We start from the raw sequence: 22,416 nt of genomic DNA on the forward strand, positions 1-22,416 counted from the left end.
AAATCTACCTTAGATTCAACAAGGAGATGGGTCTGTCCCGGCGGTAGGCACGAGTTCCCATTGCTCGATCTTCGGGTCCGGCCAGGGATTGGGCGCGCGTTTCAGCGAGTGGGGGTGTGCCCTCAGCGAGTGAGTTGCGATGCGGCGGCTTCGGCGCTGAGGTCCGACAGCGACAGCGGGTGGGCCGGTGGGCGATCGAGTATCGGGCTGCTGTCCATATGTAGATCGGGGTGGATGTGCAGTAGCTCGCCGGGGGACATGCGACGCCAGCCGGGGTCGGTGTCCATCGGCTCGCTGGCGATGACCACGGTCGGGGTTGCGGCCGAATCGGCGGAGTGGACGCGGACGGTTCCCGCGCTGCCCGCATGACGGAGGTGTTCTCCTGCTTCGCGTTTCAGCATGTAGAGCTCGTGGGTATCGGGGTAGCGCAAGGCCCACAGCTCGGTGGCGGTGGTCAGGATCAGATTGATCGCGAAGATCGGCAGCTGGTCGGCGATCCATCGGGTGGCGTCGGTGATCCCGGCGGTGATGTCACCGCCGTGCGCATCGATGTGTTGGGTGATCAGCGCGAAGAATCGTTCCGAGTCGGTGTCGCCCTGCACCAGTGCGCGGTAGGGGCCCAGTTGCTCGTCGAGTCGTGGGAGATCTTCGATGACGCCGTTGTGGGCGAAGATACGCCCGTTCTGGGTGAATGGATGGGTGTTGTTCACGGTGCGGGCACCCGTCGACGCATGGCGGACATGGGCGAGGAAGGTCGCCGACTCGCGGTGTTTGGCTTCGGTAGCGAACTGGCGGTCCGTGTAGGCGGCCAACGGCTGCTTCTCGACCACCGGCCTGCCCTGTGTGTCGAAGGTGCCGAGGCCGGTGCCGTCGGGGTTCTTCTCGCTCTGGTGGTCCAGGCTGTCTACGGCATCGAGGAGCCAGAAGGTCGCCGTGACTCGCCGCGGGGACGCTGTCATTCCGAAAAGTCGGCACATGTCGGTCTCCTCCGTTATCCGAGCGCCGTGGCCGGTTTTGCGGCGGCGTGCTCATGGCGGTCCGACAGCTCGCCGGGCAATAGGGGCTCGGCCCATTGCGCGGTCAGATCGAGTTTCTCGGCGGCGGAAGGGTGTCGTTCAGCCATTCGCTCAGTCTCGCGCTCGAGACCGCCCTGCCTCGATCGACACGCTCGACAGGTGTTCTCTTGCTGCTTCGGCTACGACTCGATGCGATCCAGGAGCCAGCGTGGACCGACCGTTACGGCCCCGAGCTCCTCGACTCGATCGCGCAGTCCCCGATCCGCCGTCACGACGGTGATCGACCGGCTGTTGTCCGCTGCGACGGCTGCCGCCACCACATCGACGATCGCGTCGTCTCCTGATCCGTCTGCCAGCACCACACGCAGGCCGTCCGGGTCCGTGCCCTCGGCGACTGCGCTTTTCGCTGCCCCCTCGAGGGCGACTACGACGTCCGACGGTTGCTCCAGGCATTCCTGCAGCGAGGTCAGCTTCGTGAGTAATCGTCGGGCAGCGCCGGCGCGGTCGCGCCACCAGCCATCGGGCCGAGAGCCGACGACATTGGCAGCGTCCACCACGATCAGCTGGATTCCGTCCCTTGTCACGCCCTCAGTCTCCACGCATCGGCTGTGTGCCGCGGTTCCATGAGCCGTGCAACGGTGACAGCCTGCAGCGATAACTGGATATGATCTATCGCGGTGTGTACTCCTTGAAACAGACTGCATTGTGAAACAGACTGCATTGTCTGTTCCCCTTGGGGAGGCGTGTAGTCGGATCGAGCTGGGCTACGGTCGCGGAGAGGTGAGGGCTATGGCCGACGAGAGCCCGACGCTGATAGTTCTGTATGACATCGGATCGTCGAAGCCGCAACGAGTCGCGGAGTTCCGGCTGACCCCGGCGGGACGAGTGGCGCTTGCCGTCGTCGATCCCGCGGGATGTCCACCTGCTGAGGGATGGTACGACCACGGCGTCCAGATCTTGGGCACAACGCGATTTGTCATGCCTGACGACGGTGGTGCGTTCATGCGGGCCCTGCTGCAGCAGTTCGGGATGAGCTATTACCGCCTGGTCGATGAAAGCGTCGGGGAATCCGGAATTCCTGCGACTTCATCGCCGTGGACAAGGGGTTCGCAAAAAGGGGTGGGCAAGAGTTCGGCGATCAATCTCAGTTGACTGGCAGCCTCGGCCCCTTTGGGAAGAATGTAGCGAAACAGGTCAATGACCTGGCCGAAAGTATGGCGAAGGCTATCCATGGCGCATATACCGAGTCTACGAGCACGCTTAATTTAGGCCTCCGCAATCGCGCGGAAGCGGACCAGCGAATAGCGGCCGAGTTCGACGAAGGTGAGGGGCGCGCAGTTCGGCAAGAACATCCGGAGCGGGCTGGCGGCGGTAGAGATTGGGGGTACCGGCCGAGTGCGGTTGAGGAGAATATGTGTGCCCGCCGCTTGGAAACTATCGCGGATCAACCCGGCGACATGAAAGAAAGTCGTCGGACTAGCGGTGTCTTATTGATGCGGTCCAGCGATGGCGAATTGAATATCTATAAGCCGATCCATTCTGAGAACTACGAAGGGAACCTTCCGTTCGCTAAGAAGCCGGGTGCACTGACGAGTAGGGAAATCGCGGCCTTTCGGCTCGATGAGCACCTCGGGTTCGGCCGAGTGCCGCCGACGGCCAGGACGGCGGGGCGGATCATCAACGGTCGCCCGAGTGGTCCTGGAATGGTGCAGCAATTCGTGAAGTCCACATTCGGTCGAAAGGATATCAACGACTACCCGGAGACGCAGCAGCAGCAGATGGCAGTCCTTGATTACATAATGGGAAACTTCGACCGCGATTCTGAGAATTATCGGACGGTGACACGAGGCGGCAATCTAGAACCTGTTGCGATCGATCACGGCAGATCGTTTCCTCGAGCAGTGAATCACCTGGATGTCGTCATCCGTTCCGAGTTCGTTGCGGCCCATAAGGGAAAAATACTGAATGACGATATCCTCCGCAGCATCGACGCTGTCGACCAGGTTCGTCTCCGCGCCGCGCTCGGAGACGCCGGGATAGAAGAAAATGCCATTAAGGGGGCACTCGAAAGGCTGAATGCAATCAAGGACACCCGCAAGATCCCACATAATGCGCTGGTATTGGCATCTGATGTTTGAGGCAGGTGGATGCCTCGACGACCCGGACCCGGCATGCCCTTCGATCAGGGCATGCCTGTCTATGGTTCGTCCGAGATCGCCAGCAGCCGAGCGCCGATCGCCAGCAGCGCCGCATCGACACCGGGACGAGATCGCAGATGGGGCATGAGCGCGATGTCGTTTATCATGGTCTGCACCGCCTGCACGCGGATTCGGGCACTGACCGGATCCCAGTCGGGGTGCACCTGAGTTGCCAGGTGCACCCACTCCGCGATGTAGGAGTGCTGAGCCGCTCTGGCTCGGTGCCGGTCGGCGTCGGGCAGGTGCATGGATTCCGAGACGAGCAACTGGACCAGGTCGGGGTCTTCGAAGGCGAACGCGCGGTAGCTGCGCAGTAGTCGGAGTAAGCCGTCGCGGGCGTCCGCGGCCTGCGCGAACGTGCGGTTCATCTCCCTCTGCATCCATTCGTCACCACGGGACATCGCGGCGACCAGGATGTCGGATTTGGTCGGGAAATGGTTGTAGACGCTGGGGCCGGAGATGCCGACTCCGGCGCCGATGTCCTCCATGCTCACGCCGGCGAATCCGTTGCCCGCGAACAGTCGCGTTGCCTCGGCCAGGATGGCCTCGCGCCGTGATTGCCGAGTCAAGGACCCTGTGTGCTCCGTGCGCGCGGCGGACCGATCGGGCACGGCGATAGGCGCGTCGACGATGGTCGTGACGAGTTCCTCGATCAGGGTGGTGAACCCGGGCTCCGGAAGCGAAAGACTATGGAACGAAAGGCTGTTGCCGGTCGCGACGGCGCACCAGGCCAGCAGATCGGACTCGGAAGTGTTCAGCTCGGGCCTGCGTTCGCCGATGAGTTCGGCGAATCGCGCGCCGATGCGTTTGGTCACCGTGCGCAGCGCCGCGCGATCATCGACGGACAACTGGCGAGATTCGCGGCGCACCAACACCCCGACCCGTCTGTTCTCCAGCATCGCTGTCACCACTGTCGTGATGAGGTTGGCGGCAGTGGCCGTCACCAGCACACCGTCCAGGGTGTTCAGCGCCTCGCCGACGACCGTGGCCAGCAGATCCTGCTTGCCACGGAAATGCCGGTACAGCGCCGAAGGGCCGATGGCCACCGCTTCCGCCACATCGCCCATACCGACCTTGGCATAGCCCTTTTCGTAGAAGAGATCCGCCGCCGCACGCAGAATCAGCTGACGCCGATTCGCGGGCCTGGTGCCGCGGACGGGGTCGCTGAGCGTGCGCTCCTCCGACCCGCGCACCATGCCCTTTGCCTCCGATCATCGCCATACGGCGAGCGTGTGATGTTACCGCCTCGGTCTGGTGCGCGAGGCCGCCGAGCGCTGGTTGTCGGCGGGACCTGACGCGACTGTCGAAATGCGAGCCGCGCAGGCCCTGACGCCGCGTGTCAGCGCCGTGTCAGCGGCGGCGGGCAACGTTCCCCGCATGCCAGACACACGAGGTACAGGGACTCGGCGTCGTGGCGAAGAGTCGATCGAAAGGGAATGAAATGTCTGATACCGCATTGTCCGAATTCGTCGAGGCCACGGCGACCGAGCTGGACATCCCCGGTGTCGCGGTCGGAGTGTGGGTCGGGGGTAAAGAAGTGTTCGCTTCTCATGGCGTGACCAGCCGCGACAATCCGCTGCCCGTCGACAAGGACACCGTGTTTCTGCTCGGCTCGGTGTCGAAGACCTTCACCGCGACCGCGCTCATGCGGTTGGCCGCGGAGGGGCGGATCGACCTGGACGCGCCGGTGCGGCGCTATGTCCCTGAGCTTGAGCTCGCTGATGAGCAGGCCGCGGCGGAGATGACGGTGTTCAATCTGCTCAATCACACTGCGGGACTTGGTGTGCGGCTCATCGTCGACACCGGTGACGGTGACGACGCGCTGGCCGGGTATGTGGCGCGCATGCGCGAGCTGGATCAGATCGCGCCGGTCGGCGCGCGGGCCTCCTACAGCCAGGCGGGATACAACCTGCTCGGGCGGATTATCGAGAAGGTCACCGGTCTCGCCTTCGAGGCGGCGGTCGCGTCGCTCATCCTCGAGCCCGTTGGGTTGTCGAACACGGTCTACGCACCTGCCGATGTCATGGTTCGGCGGTTCGCCGTCGGTCACAACCTCGGTGAGGACTGCACCCTGGCCGTCGCGCGGCAGTGGAAGGACACCCGCGGCAACAACCCCGGTGGCGGCATCGCGTCGTCGGTGTCGGACCAACTCCGTTGGGCGCGTTTCCATCTCGGTGACGGCCGGGCGGAAAGCGGCTTCGACGTGCTGCCCTCCGATGAGCTGGCGCGGATGAAGGAACCAACGGTCGCGTTGAAAGGCAGCACGCTGGGCGACGCGTTCGGCATCAGCTGGTTCCTGCGTGAGGTGGACGGTGTGCGCACCGTCGGGCACGGCGGGTCGGGCAATGGCCAGTTCGCCGAGCTGCTCATGGTTCCGGAACACCGCTTCGCCATCACCGTCCTGTCCAACTCGGGACCGGACGACGGCATGCTGTTCAACCAGGCGGTCGTCCGCTGGGCATTGAAGCATTACCTGGGGGTGATCGATCGGCAGCCGGTGCCGCTGCCCCACGACGTGGTACGGGCGCGAGAAGTAGTGGGCGACTACGACATCGATGTCATGCGGCTCACCATCGATACCGATGGCGAGGGGCTGACGATCGCGGTCGGCATCAAGCCGGAGATCCGCGCGGCATCCGACACCGAGCTGCCCCCGGACCTGCCCGCGGCCGGTCTCGGCCTGCTGCCCGACGACGAGTACGTCGTCACCGGCGGCGGGCTCCAGGGCCAGCGCGGCTACTTCACCCGTGACGAACGCGGCGCGATCGTCGGGGCAGACCTCGCGGGCCGGCTGTTCACCCGCGTGCTCGACGCCGCCGAGTAGGCGAAGCAAGGCGATCGACCCAACAAGACCAGCGGGACCTGGTGGCGGACCCTTCGGGCACTGACACCAGGTCTTGTCGATCATTGTTCGGGTCAGGATCGGGCGAGCGATTCGGCTACGGCGCTATCGGCCTGCCCGCCTTCCGGCCTCTCCCATTCCGACCCGGTATATCCATTGCGGCAGAACAGCTCCGCCGCGTCCCCGGCGATCAGTCGACTTCGGCTCGCGGGCCGAGAGTCGAGGGGCAGGCAGGCTCGCCGCCCGCCCGGCTGAGCCTCGCTCCTAGATGTTGAAGCCGCCGCCGCAGATCAGGGTCTGGGCACTGACGTAGTCGGATTCGGGGGTGCAGAAGAGGTAGACGGCGCCTGCCGCTTCCTTGGGCGTGCCCGCACGGCCCAGCGGGATCATCTGCTCCATGGCGGCGAGCAGGTCGGGGTTGACGCCGACCTTGATCTCCTTGCCCTGCACGTCGATCGTGCTGTCGCCGGCGGCCGACGCTTCGGTGAGCCGAGTCTTGATGAAGCCGAACGCGACGGTGTTCACGGTGACGTTGTAGCGACCCCACTCCTTGGCGAGAGTCTTGGTCAGGCCGGTGATGCCCGCCTTGGCCGAGGAGTAATTGGCCTGTCCCGCATTGCCTCCCGTGCCCGCGATCGACGAGATATTGACGACCTTGCGGCAGGGGACCGGCTCGCCGGCCTCCTTGGCTTTCTTGGCCGCCGCGGCGATCACCGGCTGTGCGGCGCGCAGAATCCGGAACGGCGCCTTGAGGTGCACGTCGAGGATGGCGTCCCACTGCTCGTCGGTCATCTTCTGGATCACCGAATCCCAGGTGTAGCCCGCATTGTTGATAATGATGTCCAGGCCACCGTAGTTCTCGACCGCGGTCTGCACGAAGCGCTCGCCGAACTCGGCGTCGGTGACGCTGCCGATGCACGAAACAGCCTGTCCGCCTCCGGCTTCGATCGCCGCGACCGTTTCCTTCGCCGGTTCGGCATCGAGATCGTTGACCACGACCTGTGCGCCTTCGGAGGCGAGCTTCAGCGCGATCTCACGGCCTATGCCGCGGCCGGAGCCGGAGACAATCGCGACCTTGCCATCCAGAGTTCCCATGTGCTGCATGTCCTTTCGGGTGATCAGACGGCGACGACAGCGTCGCCGGTCAGTGGGGGATCATCCCGACCCCGCAACCACGGCTCGTCTGCTCATCGCCATCCCTCACGCTCGTAGCTCGAGCTAGTTGATATTCACTTAGTGAACACCAGAAAGGTTTGATCGTGCAATGGTGCGACTTCCATCGTGGTTGTCACAGGAGGCTCTGGCACCTAGTGGGTTGCTGGGTACAGCTCACCTGCTGTGAACTGGAATGTCGCCGACCGGGAACTGGTTTCGTGGCCGGCCCGACCGAGCTGATCGAGGCGCTCCAGGCGGCGCCGGACCTCGAAGCGGTGCGCTTTCCCTGGTGCTGACGGGCTCGATCTCGGGCCTCTCGAGCCCCTGGAGCGCCTGGAGCGCCTGCTCGCCGTCCGAGGTCGTCCTTGCGTCCCTGGCCGGTGTGGAGCACCCGCGCCACCCGTCCCTGACTCCCGCCGAGCACGCGGATGCGCCGTGTCGCCGACCTCGGGTCGGTGACACGGCGCATCTGCTCACGGGGCCGGCCGGTCAGCGGCCACCACGGTTTCGCGCATGGCCATCGCTGCGGCCTAGAAGGCCCCGACCCGTTCGGTTTCCCGGCAGGATCGTCAGGGCATTCTCAGCACGCTGGCGGTGGCCGGGAACGCGGCGGCCCGCGCCCGGTGTGAGTACGGTCGAATGCACGACATCGACGGACGGAGCCGACAAGATGACGAGTGCCGACGTACTTGCCGACGCCTACGGGCGCATTCAAGAGGTGGTGCACGAGGCGGTGGACGGCCTGACCGAGGACCACCTGGCCTATCGCATCGAACCGGGCGCGAACTCGATCGCCTGGCTTATCTGGCACCTGACCCGGGTGCAGGACGATCACGTCGCCGATGTGGCGGGCGTGGAGCAGGTGTGGACCGCACAGGGCTGGTACGACCGGTTCGGTCTGCCGATCGACCGGCGCGCGACCGGATACGGCGACCGTCCCGAGAACATCGCCGCCATCCAGGCCACTGCCGACCTGCTCCTCGGTTACTACGACGCGGTCCACGAGCAGACGCTGCGGTTCGTCCGAGGTCTCACCGCCCATGACCTCGGCCGGATTGTCGACACCAGATGGGACCCGCCGGTCACCCTCAGCGTGCGCCTGGTCAGCGTGATCTCCGACGATCTGCAGCACGCGGGCCAGGCCGCCTACGTTCGCGGAGTGATCGAGCGGACGAAGTAGAGCGACCGGTGCGCTCTACTCCACGCTGAAATATCGGACCGGCCCACCGTGCCTTTCCCGCCGAACCGAGGCATCAGGCCGGCGCGCCGACCCATGTGGTGAGGGCTTCGACCAATCCGGCGGTGGTCGGGTCGTCGGCGGCCCAGGCGACGTAGCCGTCGGGGCGCAGCAGTGCCGCGCCAGGGCACGGAATGTCGCCGACGCCGGGGATGGTCCAGCGGTCGGTACGGCTTTCGGCGGTGACGATCTCGACTCGGTCGTGCCATTGCGGTATGGCCGGAACGTCGTTTCCACCGAGCACCAAGAGCACCGGCCGACCGGAGCGCAGCAGAGCGTGGACCCGGGTATCGCCGCCCTCGGTCGTCAGGTCGGCATCCGGCACGCGGCGTCCGGCCAGTGGATGGTCGGCTTTGGTGTCGTAGCGGATGTCGAGGGCGGTGATCATGAGGCCGAGGCGCTGCCGCACCTGGTCGATGTCGATCAGGTCGCTCATGATGTCGCGCAGCGCGTCGGTATGCGGACCGGAGCGTGACAGTGCCGTCTGGGCTCTCGTGTTGTGCAGGACGCGGGCGGCGATGGGGTGGCGCTCGGTCTCGTAGGTGTCGAGCAGTTCGTCGGATGCGTTGCCGCGCAGCGTCGCAGCGAGCTTCCAGCCGAGGTTGACCGCGTCCTGCACGCCCAGGTTCTGGCCCTGGCCGCCGGCCGGGTAGTGGATATGGGCGGCGTCGCCTGCCAGGAACACCCGGCCGACGCGGTAGCGGTCGGCCTGCCGCGCGGCGTCGCCGTAGTGCGTCACCCAGCGCGGGCTGTGCATGCCGAAGTCGGTGCCCGCGAGCTCGATGAAGTTGTCGCGGAAGTCCTCGAAGGTCAGCTCGGCGCCGCGCTCGAGGACGCGGTCGTGCCGCTGCACGACCAGCCGGTACCAGCCCGGCTCGAATTGCACCGCCGAGAAGTCGCCCGCATCACCGCGCTGACCGAAGAAGGGTTGCGCGGGCGGATCGGCGAGTTCGACGTCGGCGATCATGCCGGTCACGGTCGCGTCCGTGCCTGCGAAGTCGATGCCCGCGAGTTTGCGGACCGTGCTGCGACCACCGTCGCAGCCGACGAGGTAGGCGGCGCGAATCCGGCGGGAGCCCTCCGGTCCGCCGACCTCGACCTCCACGCCCGTCGCGTCCTGGCGGAATCCGGTGACCGGCGATCCCCACTGCACCGATGCGCCCAATTCTGTTGCGCGCCGGTCGAGTTCGCGCTCGATCACCGACTGCAGCACGGCGAGGGTGTAGGGGTAGCGGGTGTTGAAGTCGCTGAAGTCCAGGGGGAGTCCGCCGAAGTGCCCGGCCTGGATGGGGCGGCCCTGCGGGAGCAGGTCGTCGAGCAGGCCGCGCTGGTCGAGGATCTCCATGGTGCGGGCGTGGATGCCGCCCGCCCGGGATTCGCCGGTGCGCGCCGGAAGTCCGTCGAGCAGCGCCACCTCGACTCCGGCGAGTCGCAGTTCGTAGGCCAGCATCAGGCCGGTCGGTCCGGCGCCGGCAATCACCACATCGGTCGTGTCCATGACCGTCTCCTTAACAACGTTAAATTCCTGAACGTTGTTAAGGAGACCAGAACATTGTTAAGCTGTCAAGCAGTCGAATGTAGGAGGTGACGATGAAGCTGGACGCCACAGCCATCGCCGAGGCCGCGCTGGGATTGCTCGATGAGGTCGGCCTCGACGGGCTGACCATGCGCAAGGTGGCCGCGGCACTGAATGTGCAAGCACCCGCGCTGTATTGGCATGTCAAGAACAAGCGGGAATTGCTGGACGCGATGGCGCAGGCCGTCTTCGTCGATGCCGTCACCGGGGTCGAGGCGCCGCGGCAGGGCCAGAGCTGGCAGGACTGGCTGGTCGCGCTGGCCGGGCGGTTGCGCGGGGCGATGCTGCGCTATCGGGACGGCGCCAAGGTCCTGGCAGGCACCTACATCAGCGACGAAGCCATGTGGCGCACAGTGGAATTGACCTTGCGTATGCTCGAGGACGCGGGCTTCTCCAAGGCCGATGGCGGCCGGGTCTTCCCGATCATGCTGCACTACACCGTCGGCTTCGTCATCGAAGAGCAGTCCCGCACCAGCATCGAATACGCCGACGCCAACCCATACGAGCCCGACCGCCTCGAACACGCCGTCGACCCCGTTCGCTACCCCCGCACCGCTCAGTTGGTGGCCGACCTCTTCGCCGCCGATATCGACAAGGAGTTCGAACACGGCCTCCGCGTCATCCTCGCCGGAATCCTCGCCACCCGAACGGTTCCCGAGCCCTCTTGATGAGATGCGGGCACTGAAATGGTGGCCTGGAAACGTGGCGGTGTGGTTCGCCATCGGCTGTGCTGACCGGTTGCTCGGCAATTCGCCTGTGCGCAGCTGCGATGACAGTGCCGACGAAGACCGGTCAGTACCAGTGATGTTCCTGCCAGAATGCCCACGCGCCCGCGGGACTGCCGTACACCTTCTTCATGTAGTCATACGTCCAGCGGATTTGGGTCACCGGATTGAACGGCCAATCGGCGCCGTGAGTGGCCATCTTGTGCGGCGGCAGGGCCTGGCCGAGCCCGTACGCGCCGCTGGCTGGATTGACGGCCAAGAAGTCCCAACTGCTTTCGCGCATGACGACATTGTCGAACGCCCAGAAATCGTAGAGCGGCACGATCGACATCGCCGTGAGTCTGGTGGCCGCACGGACCGGCGTCAGCCCGGAGCCGGCCTGCGTTTCCGCGGAGCCGGATGGCAACGTGGAATCCGCATGGGGGACGGTGGCATCGAACTGGGCAGGTGCGGCAGTGGCGGGAGCGATCCCGATGGCGAGCGCGCAGCCGGTCGCTGCGAGGGCAGTTTTGACGTGCGGCACGACTTGCTCCTTCGCATCCGGTGAGTGAAGCTCGAAGCTGGTAACGCCACAATCAGCAAAGCACTGGTCAGTGCCACTGCGCGGCATACCGCCCGGAGTGTCGGCGAGGGAGACGTGCGTGAAGCGGTCTAGCGGTAGTCGGGGTTCTCGAAGTCGAACCGGCACCCCGCCTCCCACTCGGAGCGCTGATTACCGTGCGCGGGCATGCCGCCGTTGTCCTTCAGCATGCGGGCAAGGTGCAGCAGATTCCAGGTCATGAAGGTCGTATTGCGGTTGGTGAAGTCATTGTCGGGACCGCCTGAACCAGGGTCCAGATAGGACGGCCCCGGTCCCGCTTCGCCGATCCAGCCCGCGTCGGCCTGCGGTGGAATGGTGTAGCCGAGATGCTGGAGGCTGTACAGGATATTCATCGCGCAGTGCTTGACGCCGTCCTCGTTGCCGGTGATCAGGCATCCGCCGACGCGGCCGTAGTAGGCGTACTGGCCGCGCTCATTGAGTATCGACGAATTGCCGTACAGCCGCTCGATGACCTGCTTGGTGACGGAACTGTTGTCGCCCAACCAGATCGGTCCGGCCAGCACGAGGATGTCGGCGTCCATCACCTGCCGCTGCACTTGCGGCCACTCGTCGGTGGCCCACCCGTGCTCGGTCATATCCGGCCAGACCCCGGTCGCGATGTCGTGGTCGACGGCGCGAATATGCGAAACCCGAACCCCGTTCTTCGCCATGATCCGGGCGCTCACGTCGATGAGTCCCTGGGTGTTGCTCGGTTCGGGTGAGCGCTTCAGTGTGCAGTTGATGAACAGTGCCCGTAGATCGTCGTAGCTGGTCATAGTGGTCTCCTCGGGTACCACGACATGCGGAATCAGCCGGATCTGGATTTGCCACAGGCCGGTAGAGCGCCGACCTGAGAATCGAACGATAACCCGCTCCGTGTCAGTCCAGTGGCGCCGCCACCATCTCGTCACGGACTTACTCGATGCCCCCCGAAGGGCGCGTCGAGCGGGGGATGGGGTGGATGCCTGCCGGGCATTGTTTTGCACTTTGTTGACTTGATAGTGCAGCAAATGCACTATTGAGACTGTAGAGTGCATTGACCGCGATCGAGAATCCGGCGATGACAGCCGGGAAGAATGTCGACGGTGAACAGGAGTCGAATGTCTTCGGTGCGTGTCGCAACGCGCGAACTGGTGCGCGAGCGAATCCTCGCGGCCGCCATCGAGCTGGCGAGCACCACCGAGTGGAACAGCATCCGTATGGTCGACATCGCCGAGCGAGCGGGGGTGAGCAGGCGGACTGTCTTCAATGAATTCGAGTCCAAGAGCGGTGTGCTGGAGGCGATGGCCTGGCACAACACGTCGCGGTATCTGGAGGGTGTCGCAGCGCGGCTGGCCGAGCACCGCGACGATCCGGTGGCCGCGGTCACGGCGGTGACGGAATTCGTGCTCACGACCATCGCCGCGGATCCCTTGGCGCACGCTGTGCTCGATGCGCCGCCGGGCACGCCCGACGACCTGCTCGCGTTGGCGACGACCCGTTCCGCGCCGTTCATCGAGGCCGCGACTCAACTGAATATTGCCTTCGCCCAACAGCATTGGAGTCGGCTGATTCGCGCCGACGCCGACGTGCCGTTCGTCGCGGAAAGTCTGGTCCGGCTGCTGTTCAGCCACATGATCCGGCCCTCGGGCCCGCCGGCGCGGATCGCGCGATCTTTCGGGCAGCTCGTGCAGGCGCTGCTCACGACCTCCGATTCGCCGCCAACCGAATGAGGTCCGGCGGCATGCCAACTCAGAAGGGATTTGTCAACGATGACTAAATCTGATCAGGTGCTGCCCGCCTCCGCCGCGCACTACCGAGGCGGTTCCGGCGCACCGCTCGTGCTGCTGCACGGCGGCACCAGCTCGTGGCGGTGCTGGGAATCGTTGCTGCCCACGCTCATCGACAGACACGATGTGCTCGCGCCGAACCTGCCCGGGCATGCGGGCAGGCCGAGCAGCCACCCGCTCGCGATCGGCGGTCTCGCCGACGCGGTCGAAACCGCCATGGACGACGCCGGATTCGACACCGCGCATATCGCGGGCAACTCGCTCGGCGGTTGGGTGGCCATGGAGCTTGCGCGCCGCGGGCGCGCCCGCAGCGTGGTCGCGCTCTCGCCTGCGGGCGGCTGGCTGCCGACGGAAACCCGGGTTCCGAAGATCTTCGTATCCATGCGCAGACAACTGCGGTTCGGTTACTTCGCGATTCCACTGGTCATGCGCGTACCAGCGCTGCGGCGGATACTGATGCGCATCGTCTGCGAGCACGGCGATCGGCTCTCGCCCAGGCAAGCGATGGACGCGGCCCGCGACGCGCTCGTCTGCACCCTCGTCGACGAGCTTGTCCACCCGGTTCCCGCGCAAACCGAACCCTACGGCGATCTCGGCATCCCGATTCTGATGGCTTGGGGCGAATGCGATCGGCTCCTCACCGCGCCTCGATACTGCGACCCGTGGCGTCGACTCGTGCCCGCCGCCAGCTGGCGCACACTCCCCGGCGTCGGTCACCTCCCGATGTTCGACGACCCGGCTCTGGTCGCGGGCACCATCCTCGACTGGGCGCAGCGGGCCTCGACAAACCAGCAAACCGGCTGACGTGCCCTGATCCGGGCGGCGGGTTCGGTCGCCGACGGGCGAACAGGAGGCCGGGTCGGTTGCCGTGCACGAGAGCGGTGAGTTCGGCGGCGGGCGAAGGTGTCATACCGTCACGCTAAAGTTTCACACGGATGTCATGGTCAACCTGCTGTGAGGTGGATCGCATGCGAATCGGAGAACTGTCCGCGCAAACCGGAGCCAGCCCGCGCCTGTTGCGCTATTACGAAGAGCAGGGCCTGATTTCGGCCGACAGAGAAGGCAACGGATACCGCAACTACGGCGCCGAAGTGCCCCTGGTGGTGCGGCAGATTCGTGCGCTGTTGGCCGCCGGGCTGTCGACCGAGGTGATTCGCGACATCCTGCCCTGCGCGCACGGGTCCGCGCCGCAGCTGGAACCGCATCCCGACATGCTGGCATTGCTGCGGAGGGAACTCGGCGCCCTCGAGGCCAAGATGGTCTGTCTCGCCGAAACGCGGGACATCCTGGCCTGCTACCTGAATGCGACCACCGCACTGCGCGATCGGTGATGCACTGAACGGCGGTGCGGTCGGGCGTCGATTGCCTAGATCGGGGTACGCGCTCCGCAGGAGCCGACACAGGCAGTACGGTTGCCGCCGCAGCCCTGCCGATCCGGTAGTGGCCGCTCGGTGGGTCGGCCTCGGACCTTTCCGAATCCGCCGCACTGGATCGGTGCGCGACGGATTCGCCGACGCGGCGGCCGCGATCAGGCCACGGGTTCGAGGCTGGGTGGGTGCCAATCGCCTTCGGTGGCAGCGGGTTTGGGTGCGTAGAGCCGCAGTGTGAGGGAGAACTTCCCCGATGCCGGTATGGGCAGCCAGTTGCCGGTGGGCACACTCGGGCCCGGGTTGGCGTTCTGGACGGCGAGCTCGACCGATCCGTCGGAGCCGGGCACGACGGGGACCTGGTGGCCCACCGCGTAGATATTGTCCGGGTTCGGGATCAGGAAGCTGTCGGCGTCGTAGGCGGTGACGGACCAGAACGCCTCGACCGGCGGCAATTGTCCTGCGGGGAAGCGGATTCGGAAGCGACGTGGAGCGCCGTTGTCGTCGGCATCGCCGAACACTGTCGGGTAGATCGCGTCCTGCGGCAGGTTCGCGCCGAGACCGGTCAACGCGATATAGGCGCGCTGTTTGTAGTCGGTGCCGTAAGTGCCGACGTTGGTGGCGAACATCCAGCCGTTCTCGTTTTCGAGCTGCGGGTTGACGTAGTCGGCGATCTGGCGCTTCGCATCGGTGACCGCGGCGTCGAGAGCGGCGGCGTCGAGAGCGGCGGCGTCGAGTTTGTCGACGTTGCCGCCGGGCGTGATGCCGATGCCGGCGAAACGCTTCATCGCGTCGGCGTCCGCGGCGGCGGGCGGGTCGGTCGCCATCAGCGCGCTCATTCGATCGAAGAACGCGCGTCCATCCATGGCGGCGATCTGCTGCACCGGCGGGATCGCCGTGGGATCGGTGACGTGGGTGCGGCTGACGGTGCCGCCCTCGTTGCCCTGCGCCCACTCGCTCAGCGGCACCAGCTTCAACTGCTGTTGCAGGGCTTGCACGGCCGCGGTGTCCGCGTCGCCGTTGATCTGGATCCGGCCGATGATCCAGACCGTCGGTGTCGGCACGGACAATTGGGTGGTATTCGCGGGCAGCGTGCCCGTCCAGCCGGGACCGGTGATCACGTAGGTGAAGGGCGGAGACGTTGTGCCGGAGGCGGTGTGGGGTTCGACGCTGCTGGGATTGTGGACGGTGTTGCTCCACGCGTCCAGGATCTGCATCAGCCAGTAGCGCCCGGCGTCCATGGCGGGAACCTGCAACACCATCGGCTCCGACCGCACGTCGAGCCAGGCCTGCGAATACAGCGTGTCGAGATTCAGCCGGACCACACCTTTTTCGGCCGGATCGGGCAATACGCCGTGGTCGAACGAATTGACAGGCGCGGCGACGGCTCTGGTCGCGTCCATCAGCACGAGCGGGTACCCGAAAATGTAGGCGTCGGCGGCGATCGCCTTCGCATCACCCGCCGCCGCCGAGCCTGTCGTGGTCGAGGATGTCGTGGTCGAGGATGTCGATTCACGGTCGTCGCTGCACGCGACCAGGCCGAGTCCGGCCACCGTCATCGCACCGATGCCGAGCATGGAGCGGCGGGAGAACTGTCCCGCACGGTGGTGTTCGAAGGCACTGTCCTTGCGATTCATAGCACTCCCGAGGTCGATCCAGCGGACTGAGATACGAGACGTGGAACGCGGCTAGAAATTTGCCAGAATCCTGAGGCGCACTTGAAAATATCTCATTCCCGCATGTTCTGCGCGGGAACGCTCGGTAACTCCAGCTTCGCTATTCGATAGCGCCACTCGGCCTGGCCGAGCTGAGTCGAACGGGATCCTGGCTGCCGGAAATCGCGAGATCGCCCACTGTCATGTCTCGTTCGAGTCGTAGGACCTCGGGCGGGTCAGGAGAGGCAGAATTCGTTGCCTTCGGGGTCGGCGAGGGTGATCCAGGTGTGCGGGCCTTGGGCGCCGTTGTGGAGGAAGGTTGCGCCGAGGGTGGTCAGGCGTTGGAGTTCTGATTGGAGGTTGTCCGCTCCTACTCGAATGTCGAGGTGGATGCGGTTCTTGACGGTTTTGGGCTCGGGGACGAGTTGGAAGAGGATGCGCCTGCGTGGGGCGTTGCCCGGAGTGTCGGGGTGCAGGATGGCGGCGCCTTCCTTCCAGACCAGGACGCCGCGATGGGTCGTGGTGTCTTCGTCCTTCGCGTAGCCCTTGGCGATCATGCTGCGGATGAAGTCCTCGTCGGAGGGCTCCACCTCCCAGCCGATGGCTTCGGCCCACCAGTCTGCGAGGGTGTGCGGATCGGCGCAGTCGACGGTGATCTGAAAGTCATGTGCCATGGTGCGGATGATAGGCAGTGGCACCGACAGCAATCGGCTCCCGAACATTCGGGGCGATCCGCTGGACGACTGCGGCGGGACCGGCCGCAGTCGTCCGGGATCGGCGATCACTTCAGCGTGTCGACGACCTGTCGGGCGGTCTCGGCGACCAAACCGCTGTCCGCTTGCGCCGTGGGGTCGGAATGTGTTGTCAGCACCGCTATGACGATCGGCGCAGTGCTGCCGACCGGCCAGGTGACGGCGACGTCGTTGGCTGATCCGTAGTCGCCGGTCCCGGTTTTGTCGCCGGTCTTCCACTCGGCGGGCAGCCCGGCGCGAATGCGGGTTGCGCCGGTAGCGCCAGCGAGCAGCCAGGTCGTCAGCTGTCGTCGCTCCGGCTCCGCGAGCGCATCGCCGACCGTCAGCGCCCGATAGTCGGCGGCAAGTGCGGCGGGGGTCGTGGTGTCCCGCTCATCGCCGGGTATGGCGGTGTTGAGGTCCGGTTCCCAGCGGTCGAGATGGGTGACCTGGTCGCCGAGGGTCCGGAGGAACTGGGTGAGGGCCTGCGGGCCGCCGAGTAATTTCAGCAACTGGTTGCCTGCGGCGTTGTCGCTCTTGGTGATTGCGGCATCGCACAGCTCCGATACCGACATGCCGCTCCCGACACGGGGGCCGGTGACCGCCGAACCGCCGGCGGCCGCGACCTCTGCTTCGGTGAAATGGATGATCTGGTCGAAGTATCCGGTGCCGAGCGGATGTTCGCGCAACAGCGCGGCGCAGGCGAGTGTTTTGAAGGTCGACAACATCGGAAACCGTTCGTCCTGGCGGTACCCGACGGTCTTCCCCGAGCCGGTGTCGATCGTGAACATCCCGAGCCGGGCTTGGTGCTGCTGTTCGATGCCTGCCAGCCGGCTGTCGGAGGGCTGGACGGCGGGAGCCGGGCTCTCCGTGGCGGACTCGCATGCGCCGAGCACCGGCAGCATCGCCAACGCCAGCACGGCGATCCGCGAGCGGACCGGTGCACTCCTGTTGAGCTGTCTCATGGGGGCACAACATCACAGGGTTGGTACGGCTGTCCAAGACCAAAAGGTGCGAGAACCGATATTCGCGTCGATATCGTTGCACGTCGGGCGGGTCGTCGCGGCCTCATTGTGGTGGGCGGCATCGGCTTCGTCCGGTGATCCCGCAAGCCGATCACGGCGCAACCGGCCGCGTTCGCGACTGGCCGCGCTCCCCGGTGGTCACCGTTTCGCAGTCGGCATCCGGGCGGGCGAATCCGCCTCACCCCGGCCGCAGCGGTGGTCACTGATGGCATCGCCTCGGCAAAGGTGCGCTGCGACAGGATGTGAACCTCGTCGGACCGGCCTACGGGCCTTCTGATCGTGTTGACCTGTGTGTTCCTCGCTGGGGCTGGATTGCCGCAACAGGGGCGAATATCACATGGCCCGTTCATGTTTCGGTGACGAAGTCGGCCATCATCGCCATATCTTCGTGTTCGAGGTTGTGGCAGTGCAGCATGAACGCGCCGGGATAGTCGGTGAAGCGGACGGCCACCTCGACGACTTCGGCGGGGCGGACGTCGACGGTGTCCTTCCAACCGGCGTCGTAACGGCCGGGGGCGCGGTTATTGCGACTGAGCACCTGGAACGGGTCGAGGTGGACGTGCACGGGATGGTGCAGATCGGTGACGAAACGCCAGATTTCGGTGGTGCCGAGGCGGGGGCGGGCGAGCGCACGGCCAGGTTCGTAGGGGTGGCCGTTGATCGTCCAGCCGTGTCGGCGGAGCTGGAAGTGGAAGGTGCGTTCGGTGACGGCGCGGCTCGGGTCGAGCGCGGCGAGGTGCGCGAGCCGACCGGGCACCGCGGTGTCGTCGGGGAAGGCCGCCTCGGTGATGTCGAACCGCATGACGTCCGAGGTGGTGTTCTCGCCGAGGGCATTCACCAGCCGCACACTGGTTCCCGGACGGAATCGAGAGAAGTCGACGACGAGGTCGAAACGCTCGGCCGGGGCGATATCGAGGAGGTCGTGTGCAATCGGACGTGCCAATAGTCCACCGTCGCTGCCGATTTGGACGAACCCGCCGCCGCCCGCAGGCCGTGGATCGAGCGCGAGGCGGTATCTGCGCGCATTGGAACCGTTGAGCAGCCGAAACCGGTAACGCACCGGGGCGACGGGTAACACCGGCCACGGCGCTCCGTTGACCAGGACGACGTCACCGAGTACGCCGTTCATGAAGGGGTCGGTGACACCAGGTGAGCGGAGAGTCGGATCCGCGAACGGGTAGGCGAAGGAGCCGTCGGCGTCGAAGGAACGATCGGCGATCAGCAGCGGGATATCCCGGTCGCCGGACGGCAGCGGGAGCGCCTGCTCTTCATCGTCGGTGATCAGGTGGAATCCGGCAAGGCCGTGCCAGACCGCGGGAGCGGTGAAGCCGTGCCGGTGGTCGTGGTACCAGAGTGTGGCTGCGCGTTGGGCATTCGGATACACATAGTCCCGCTCGCCATCGGCGACTACGCCCGGTACGGCCGCCGCCGCATGGTGGCCGTGGGGTGTCGCTGTGGGCGCTGTGCCGCCGCGCGGGAGGATGACGTCCATCGGATAGCCGTCGCTGTCGGAGGGCGTGTGCCCGCCGTGCAGGTGCACCACCACCGGATGGGGCAACTCATTGCGGTGCCGCACGACGGTGCGACGACCCGAGCGCGCGTGCAGCGTTGGGCCGGGAAAGCTGCCGTGATATGTCCACGCCGTGGTGCGCAATCCGGGCAGGATGTCGAGGTCCGCTGTCCGTTGGAGGATCTCGTAGTAGTCGGTGGTCGCGTCGCTGCGCACGGGCTGTAGCACCGGAGGCACCGGTAGCAGCGCCTGGAAAGGACGCGGCAGCGGAGTCCGACTGTGCAGGAGGCGGCCCGGCTGCCCGGGGGACAGCAGATGCGCACTCACCCGCCAACCGGCCGCCGCGATTGCCGCTGTCGCACCCACTCCCGCGCCGGCCCGCAGAAACCCGCGCCGATTCACCCCGGTCATCGCCGCCACCGCCATGCCCAGACGACCAGCAGTGCGGTGCCGATGGCGAGTCCCACCGCCAGCGGGACATGCACGGCGAGTATCCGATTCTCGCCGAGCGGGATCAGCGCGCCCGCGATCGCCAGCTGAATCAGGCTGGTCCGCACCGGCCACGACGGGCCGAAACCCTTGCGCCAGAGCAGAACAGCCGCGACAAATTGTCCGAGCATGGCGACCGCGACAACACTGCCGTTGCGACTGTGCATGGCCAAGGCCTCGTATCTGCCGGACAGGAAGTCACCCGCAAGGGCGGCCTGGACGAGCACCAGCAACGCCACCGCGGTGCTCACGATGCGCAACGACATCAGCGGCCAGGCGGGGGCGCGCCCGATGGCTTCGGTCATGACTCTCCTCGATTGCGTGGTATCCGGCCCGGTCAACGGATATGGCGGACGCCACGACGCCAGACTTCGGCGATCGAGCGAGTCGCCGAGATGTCGGTGGTCGGATCGCCGTCGACGAGCAGCAGGTCGGCACGTTTACCCGGCGCGATCCTGCCTCGATCGGCCAGTCCGAAGTAGTGGGCGGGCAGGCTGGTCGCCGCCGCGAGCGCCTGCTCGTTGTCGAGTCCGGCCGCGGTGAGCAGGGCGAGCTCGTGATGCAGGTCGACGCCGTGGGCCGGGACGAACGGGGTGGCGTCGGTGCCCGCGAGCAAGGGCACGCCTGCCCGGTGCAGCGCCCGGGCGACCTGCGACGCCCCGGCCGCGGTAGCTGGCGTCGCGCAGTCGGCCGCGGCGGCGTTGTGCGTGATCGCCTCGAAGTACACCAGCGTGCTCACTACGAAGATGTCTTGCGCCGCAATCAGATTCACCAGGTCGAGCGCGGCATCGGTGGTGTCGGTCCAGACGTGGGCGAGGCCGTCTACACCGGCGTCGACGGCGATGCGCACTTCCGCCGCGGTGATCGCGTGCGCGATGACCCGCAGACCCACATCGTGGGCCTCGGCGACCAACGCCGTCGCCGTATCCGCCGACAACACCGGCAGGTGGGTCCCGTGCACCGCGCCGTCATCGATGACGATCTTCAGATAGTCGGCGCCCTCGGCCAGTCGAGCTTCCACGAACGACGCCGCTTCGCCGGGGCTGTGGATCGTGTCGAACGGCTCGACACCAAGGGCTTCGACGCCGGCCGCGGCCAGCAGCTGGCTCGGATGACCGCCGGGCGCGGTGGCCAGGGTGCCCGCGGAACGGAAGTCGGCGATATCGTCACGCTCGGCCGTCTGCTTGCGCAGCTCGGCGAGGCTGGGCGGCAGGCAGAACATATCGAGCTCGGTGGTGACGCCGTTGGTCAGTGCCGCGCGCAAGTCGTCGACGACGAAGGTGTGCGTGTGGGCGTCGATCAGGCCGGGCAGCAGGGTCCGGCCGGTGCCGTCGATCTCGAGGTCACCGGTGCCGCCCTCGAACTCGGCGATATGGTCGTCGACGATCAGCACGGTGGTGCGGGGTGTGGTCTTCGCGCCGTCGAACAGGCGGACATCACGAATCACGGTGCGCATGGAATCTCTCCTGGTGCTCGGGCGGCAAGTGCCGCGTACGAAAATCAGGAGTGCGGGCCGGTGCTGGAACGTAACGCGCCGGTGAGATGGATCACACTGTGTTATCGCGCCCGGTGTCCGCGTCTCCCATGATCGATACGCGACAGCAAGGGAGCCGACGATGACCGACCCGCACCGAAACCACCTGCCCACCGCGGAGACCGACAGCGCGACAGCGGAGTTCGTGCGGCATCGGGAACTGCTGGTCTCGGTCGTCTACAACATCCTCGGCAGCGTCGCCGACACCGAGGATGTGCTGCAGGAGACCTGGTTGTCGTGGGCGCCGCGGCGCAGTGCGACCGCCGGGCAGATCGACAATCCGCGGGCGTATCTGGTGCGGGTCGCGGTGAATCACGCGCTCGGCAGGCGGACGGCGATGAACCGGCACCGGGAAACCTATGTCGGCCAATGGCTTCCTGAACCGGTGGTCACCGCGCCGGACGAAGACGACGCCGCGGACGCGCTGATCCGCGCCGAATCGTTCTCCATGGCGCTGCTGGTGGTTCTCGAAACGCTGAGCCCGATCGAACGAGCGGTATTCGTGCTGAACGAGGTCTTCGGCTACTCGCACAGCGAGATCGCGGAGATGATCGATCGCAGTCCGACCGCGGTCCGTCAGCTGGCCTACCGGGCTCGCCAGCACGTGCATGCCCGGCGGCCACGGCAGCAGGCCGACCCACGAGTGCGCAGGGTGGTCACCGAGCGTTTCGTCGCCGCCGCGATGGGCGGTGATCCCGAGGAGTTGCTCGCCGTGCTCGCGCCGGATGTGACGCTGTGGACCGACGGCGGGGCGAAGGGGCCTGCGACGAGCCTGCGGCCGGTGCACGGACGGGCAGAGGTGATCGAGGTCTTCCTCGCGGTGGCTCGCGGGATGCGCGCCGACTACCAGATCACCTACCGGGCCGTCAGCGGCGATCCGTGCGCAGTCGTCTTCGACGGCGACGCGCCGCTCGCTGTCGTCGTCCTCGACGTCGCTTCGGACGACACCGTCCGCGGCATCTACTCGGTGACCAACCCGGACAAGCTCACGACCATTCGATGACCGA

At 66.1% G+C, this 22,416-nt stretch carries 23 protein-coding genes; 9 read left to right on the top strand and 14 right to left on the bottom strand.

Translation table 11 applies throughout. The features are described 5' to 3' along the window. Nucleotides 1–122: 122 nt before the first annotated feature. From ACFU4Z_RS27745 to ACFU4Z_RS27755, 3 genes are all read right to left on the bottom strand, one after another. Nucleotides 123–977: a class II glutamine amidotransferase gene (locus ACFU4Z_RS27745; protein WP_379068279.1), complete on the bottom strand. Its 855-nt coding sequence runs from the start codon at nt 975–977 to the stop codon at nt 123–125. 14 nt (nt 978–991) lie between these two features. Beyond that, nucleotides 992–1,123 carry a hypothetical protein gene (locus ACFU4Z_RS27750; protein WP_379068282.1) on the bottom strand — a complete coding sequence of 44 codons (132 nt, stop codon included), beginning with the start codon at nt 1,121–1,123 and terminating at the stop codon, nt 992–994. A 72-nt stretch (nt 1,124–1,195) separates the two neighbouring features. Then, on the bottom strand, nt 1,196–1,600 hold the full coding sequence (locus tag ACFU4Z_RS27755) for a hypothetical protein (protein ID WP_379068285.1): 405 nt from the start codon (nt 1,598–1,600) through the stop codon (nt 1,196–1,198). Between the two features lie 205 nt (nt 1,601–1,805). Here ACFU4Z_RS27755 and ACFU4Z_RS27760 point away from each other — a divergent pair, with 205 nt between their 5' ends. Continuing rightward, nucleotides 1,806–2,168, top strand: a complete 363-nt coding sequence (locus ACFU4Z_RS27760; RefSeq protein WP_379068288.1) for a hypothetical protein — start codon at nt 1,806–1,808, stop codon at nt 2,166–2,168. Continuing rightward, nucleotides 2,111–3,154 (top strand): hypothetical protein, encoded by a 1,044-nt coding sequence (locus ACFU4Z_RS27765; protein WP_379068291.1) that lies wholly within the window; start codon nt 2,111–2,113, stop codon nt 3,152–3,154. The genes ACFU4Z_RS27760 and ACFU4Z_RS27765 overlap by 58 nt, the downstream gene beginning before the upstream one ends. Before the next feature lie 59 nt (nt 3,155–3,213). Here ACFU4Z_RS27765 and ACFU4Z_RS27770 read toward each other — a convergent pair whose 3' ends face one another. Then, on the bottom strand, nt 3,214–4,410 hold the full coding sequence (locus ACFU4Z_RS27770; protein ID WP_379068294.1) for a TetR/AcrR family transcriptional regulator: 1,197 nt from the start codon (nt 4,408–4,410) through the stop codon (nt 3,214–3,216). Nucleotides 4,411–4,655: 245 nt separating this feature from the next. Between ACFU4Z_RS27770 and ACFU4Z_RS27775 the strand changes: the two genes are divergently transcribed. After that, a complete protein-coding gene (locus tag ACFU4Z_RS27775) occupies nt 4,656–6,038 on the top strand; it encodes a serine hydrolase domain-containing protein (protein ID WP_379068297.1) in 1,383 nt (460 codons plus the stop codon). Nucleotides 6,039–6,320: 282 nt separating this feature from the next. Here the strand turns inward: ACFU4Z_RS27775 and ACFU4Z_RS27780 are convergent, their stop codons facing one another. Further along, nucleotides 6,321–7,151, bottom strand: coding sequence for an SDR family NAD(P)-dependent oxidoreductase (locus tag ACFU4Z_RS27780; RefSeq protein WP_379068300.1), 831 nt, complete (start codon nt 7,149–7,151; stop codon nt 6,321–6,323). Nucleotides 7,152–7,881: 730 nt separating this feature from the next. On the opposite strand from ACFU4Z_RS27780, the gene ACFU4Z_RS27785 reads away from it, so the two are divergent. Further along, the gene (locus ACFU4Z_RS27785; protein ID WP_379068303.1) at nt 7,882–8,391 is read left to right on the top strand and encodes a DUF664 domain-containing protein; all 510 of its coding nucleotides are present in this window, start codon (nt 7,882–7,884) and stop codon (nt 8,389–8,391) included. Between the two features lie 73 nt (nt 8,392–8,464). Here the strand turns inward: ACFU4Z_RS27785 and ACFU4Z_RS27790 are convergent, their stop codons facing one another. Next, on the bottom strand, nt 8,465–9,946 hold the full coding sequence (locus ACFU4Z_RS27790; protein WP_379068306.1) for an FAD-dependent monooxygenase: 1,482 nt from the start codon (nt 9,944–9,946) through the stop codon (nt 8,465–8,467). Nucleotides 9,947–10,038: 92 nt separating this feature from the next. Between ACFU4Z_RS27790 and ACFU4Z_RS27795 the strand changes: the two genes are divergently transcribed. After that, nucleotides 10,039–10,692: a TetR/AcrR family transcriptional regulator C-terminal domain-containing protein gene (locus tag ACFU4Z_RS27795; protein ID WP_379068308.1), complete on the top strand. Its 654-nt coding sequence runs from the start codon at nt 10,039–10,041 to the stop codon at nt 10,690–10,692. Nucleotides 10,693–10,816: 124 nt separating this feature from the next. On the opposite strand, the gene ACFU4Z_RS27800 is transcribed toward ACFU4Z_RS27795, so the two are convergent. Both ACFU4Z_RS27800 and ACFU4Z_RS27805 read right to left on the bottom strand, forming a co-directional pair. Beyond that, nucleotides 10,817–11,272, bottom strand: a complete 456-nt coding sequence (locus ACFU4Z_RS27800; RefSeq protein WP_379068311.1) for a lytic transglycosylase domain-containing protein — start codon at nt 11,270–11,272, stop codon at nt 10,817–10,819. A 128-nt stretch (nt 11,273–11,400) separates the two neighbouring features. Continuing rightward, nucleotides 11,401–12,105, bottom strand: coding sequence for a flavodoxin family protein (locus ACFU4Z_RS27805; protein WP_379068314.1), 705 nt, complete (start codon nt 12,103–12,105; stop codon nt 11,401–11,403). Nucleotides 12,106–12,429: 324 nt separating this feature from the next. Between ACFU4Z_RS27805 and ACFU4Z_RS27810 the strand changes: the two genes are divergently transcribed. From ACFU4Z_RS27810 to ACFU4Z_RS27820, 3 genes are all read left to right on the top strand, one after another. After that, nucleotides 12,430–13,041: a TetR family transcriptional regulator gene (locus tag ACFU4Z_RS27810; protein ID WP_379068317.1), complete on the top strand. Its 612-nt coding sequence runs from the start codon at nt 12,430–12,432 to the stop codon at nt 13,039–13,041. Nucleotides 13,042–13,080: 39 nt separating this feature from the next. Then, nucleotides 13,081–13,902, top strand: coding sequence for an alpha/beta fold hydrolase (locus tag ACFU4Z_RS27815; RefSeq protein ID WP_379068320.1), 822 nt, complete (start codon nt 13,081–13,083; stop codon nt 13,900–13,902). A 164-nt stretch (nt 13,903–14,066) separates the two neighbouring features. Beyond that, nucleotides 14,067–14,429: a MerR family transcriptional regulator gene (locus ACFU4Z_RS27820; protein ID WP_379068323.1), complete on the top strand. Its 363-nt coding sequence runs from the start codon at nt 14,067–14,069 to the stop codon at nt 14,427–14,429. 197 nt (nt 14,430–14,626) lie between these two features. On the opposite strand, the gene ACFU4Z_RS27825 is transcribed toward ACFU4Z_RS27820, so the two are convergent. The 6 genes from ACFU4Z_RS27825 to ACFU4Z_RS27850 all read right to left on the bottom strand — a co-directional run bounded on the left by ACFU4Z_RS27825 (nt 14,627) and on the right by ACFU4Z_RS27850 (nt 21,331). Beyond that, entirely contained in the window at nt 14,627–16,102 is a 1,476-nt protein-coding gene (locus ACFU4Z_RS27825; RefSeq protein ID WP_379068326.1) for a DUF1254 domain-containing protein, read from the bottom strand. A gap of 254 nt (nt 16,103–16,356) precedes the next feature. Continuing rightward, on the bottom strand, nt 16,357–16,794 hold the full coding sequence (locus ACFU4Z_RS27830; RefSeq protein ID WP_379068329.1) for a VOC family protein: 438 nt from the start codon (nt 16,792–16,794) through the stop codon (nt 16,357–16,359). 107 nt (nt 16,795–16,901) lie between these two features. Further along, nucleotides 16,902–17,816, bottom strand: coding sequence for a class A beta-lactamase (bla, locus tag ACFU4Z_RS27835; protein WP_379068332.1), 915 nt, complete (start codon nt 17,814–17,816; stop codon nt 16,902–16,904). A gap of 406 nt (nt 17,817–18,222) precedes the next feature. Continuing rightward, nucleotides 18,223–19,797, bottom strand: a complete 1,575-nt coding sequence (locus ACFU4Z_RS27840; protein WP_379068335.1) for a multicopper oxidase family protein — start codon at nt 19,795–19,797, stop codon at nt 18,223–18,225. Continuing rightward, complete coding sequence (locus ACFU4Z_RS27845; RefSeq protein WP_379068338.1) at nt 19,794–20,180, bottom strand: hypothetical protein; 387 nt, start codon at nt 20,178–20,180, stop codon at nt 19,794–19,796. Before ACFU4Z_RS27845 ends, ACFU4Z_RS27840 begins: the two co-directional genes overlap by 4 nt. A 32-nt stretch (nt 20,181–20,212) precedes the next feature. Next, the gene (locus tag ACFU4Z_RS27850) at nt 20,213–21,331 is read right to left on the bottom strand and encodes an amidohydrolase family protein (RefSeq protein ID WP_379068340.1); all 1,119 of its coding nucleotides are present in this window, start codon (nt 21,329–21,331) and stop codon (nt 20,213–20,215) included. Nucleotides 21,332–21,491: 160 nt separating this feature from the next. On the opposite strand from ACFU4Z_RS27850, the gene sigJ reads away from it, so the two are divergent. Beyond that, nucleotides 21,492–22,412 (top strand): RNA polymerase sigma factor SigJ, encoded by a 921-nt coding sequence (gene sigJ, locus ACFU4Z_RS27855; RefSeq protein ID WP_379068343.1) that lies wholly within the window; start codon nt 21,492–21,494, stop codon nt 22,410–22,412. Nucleotides 22,413–22,416: the final 4 nt, after the last annotated feature.

Source organism: Nocardia sp. NPDC057440, assembly GCF_042802915.1.
Taxonomy (GTDB): Bacteria; Actinomycetota; Actinomycetes; order Mycobacteriales; family Mycobacteriaceae; genus Nocardia.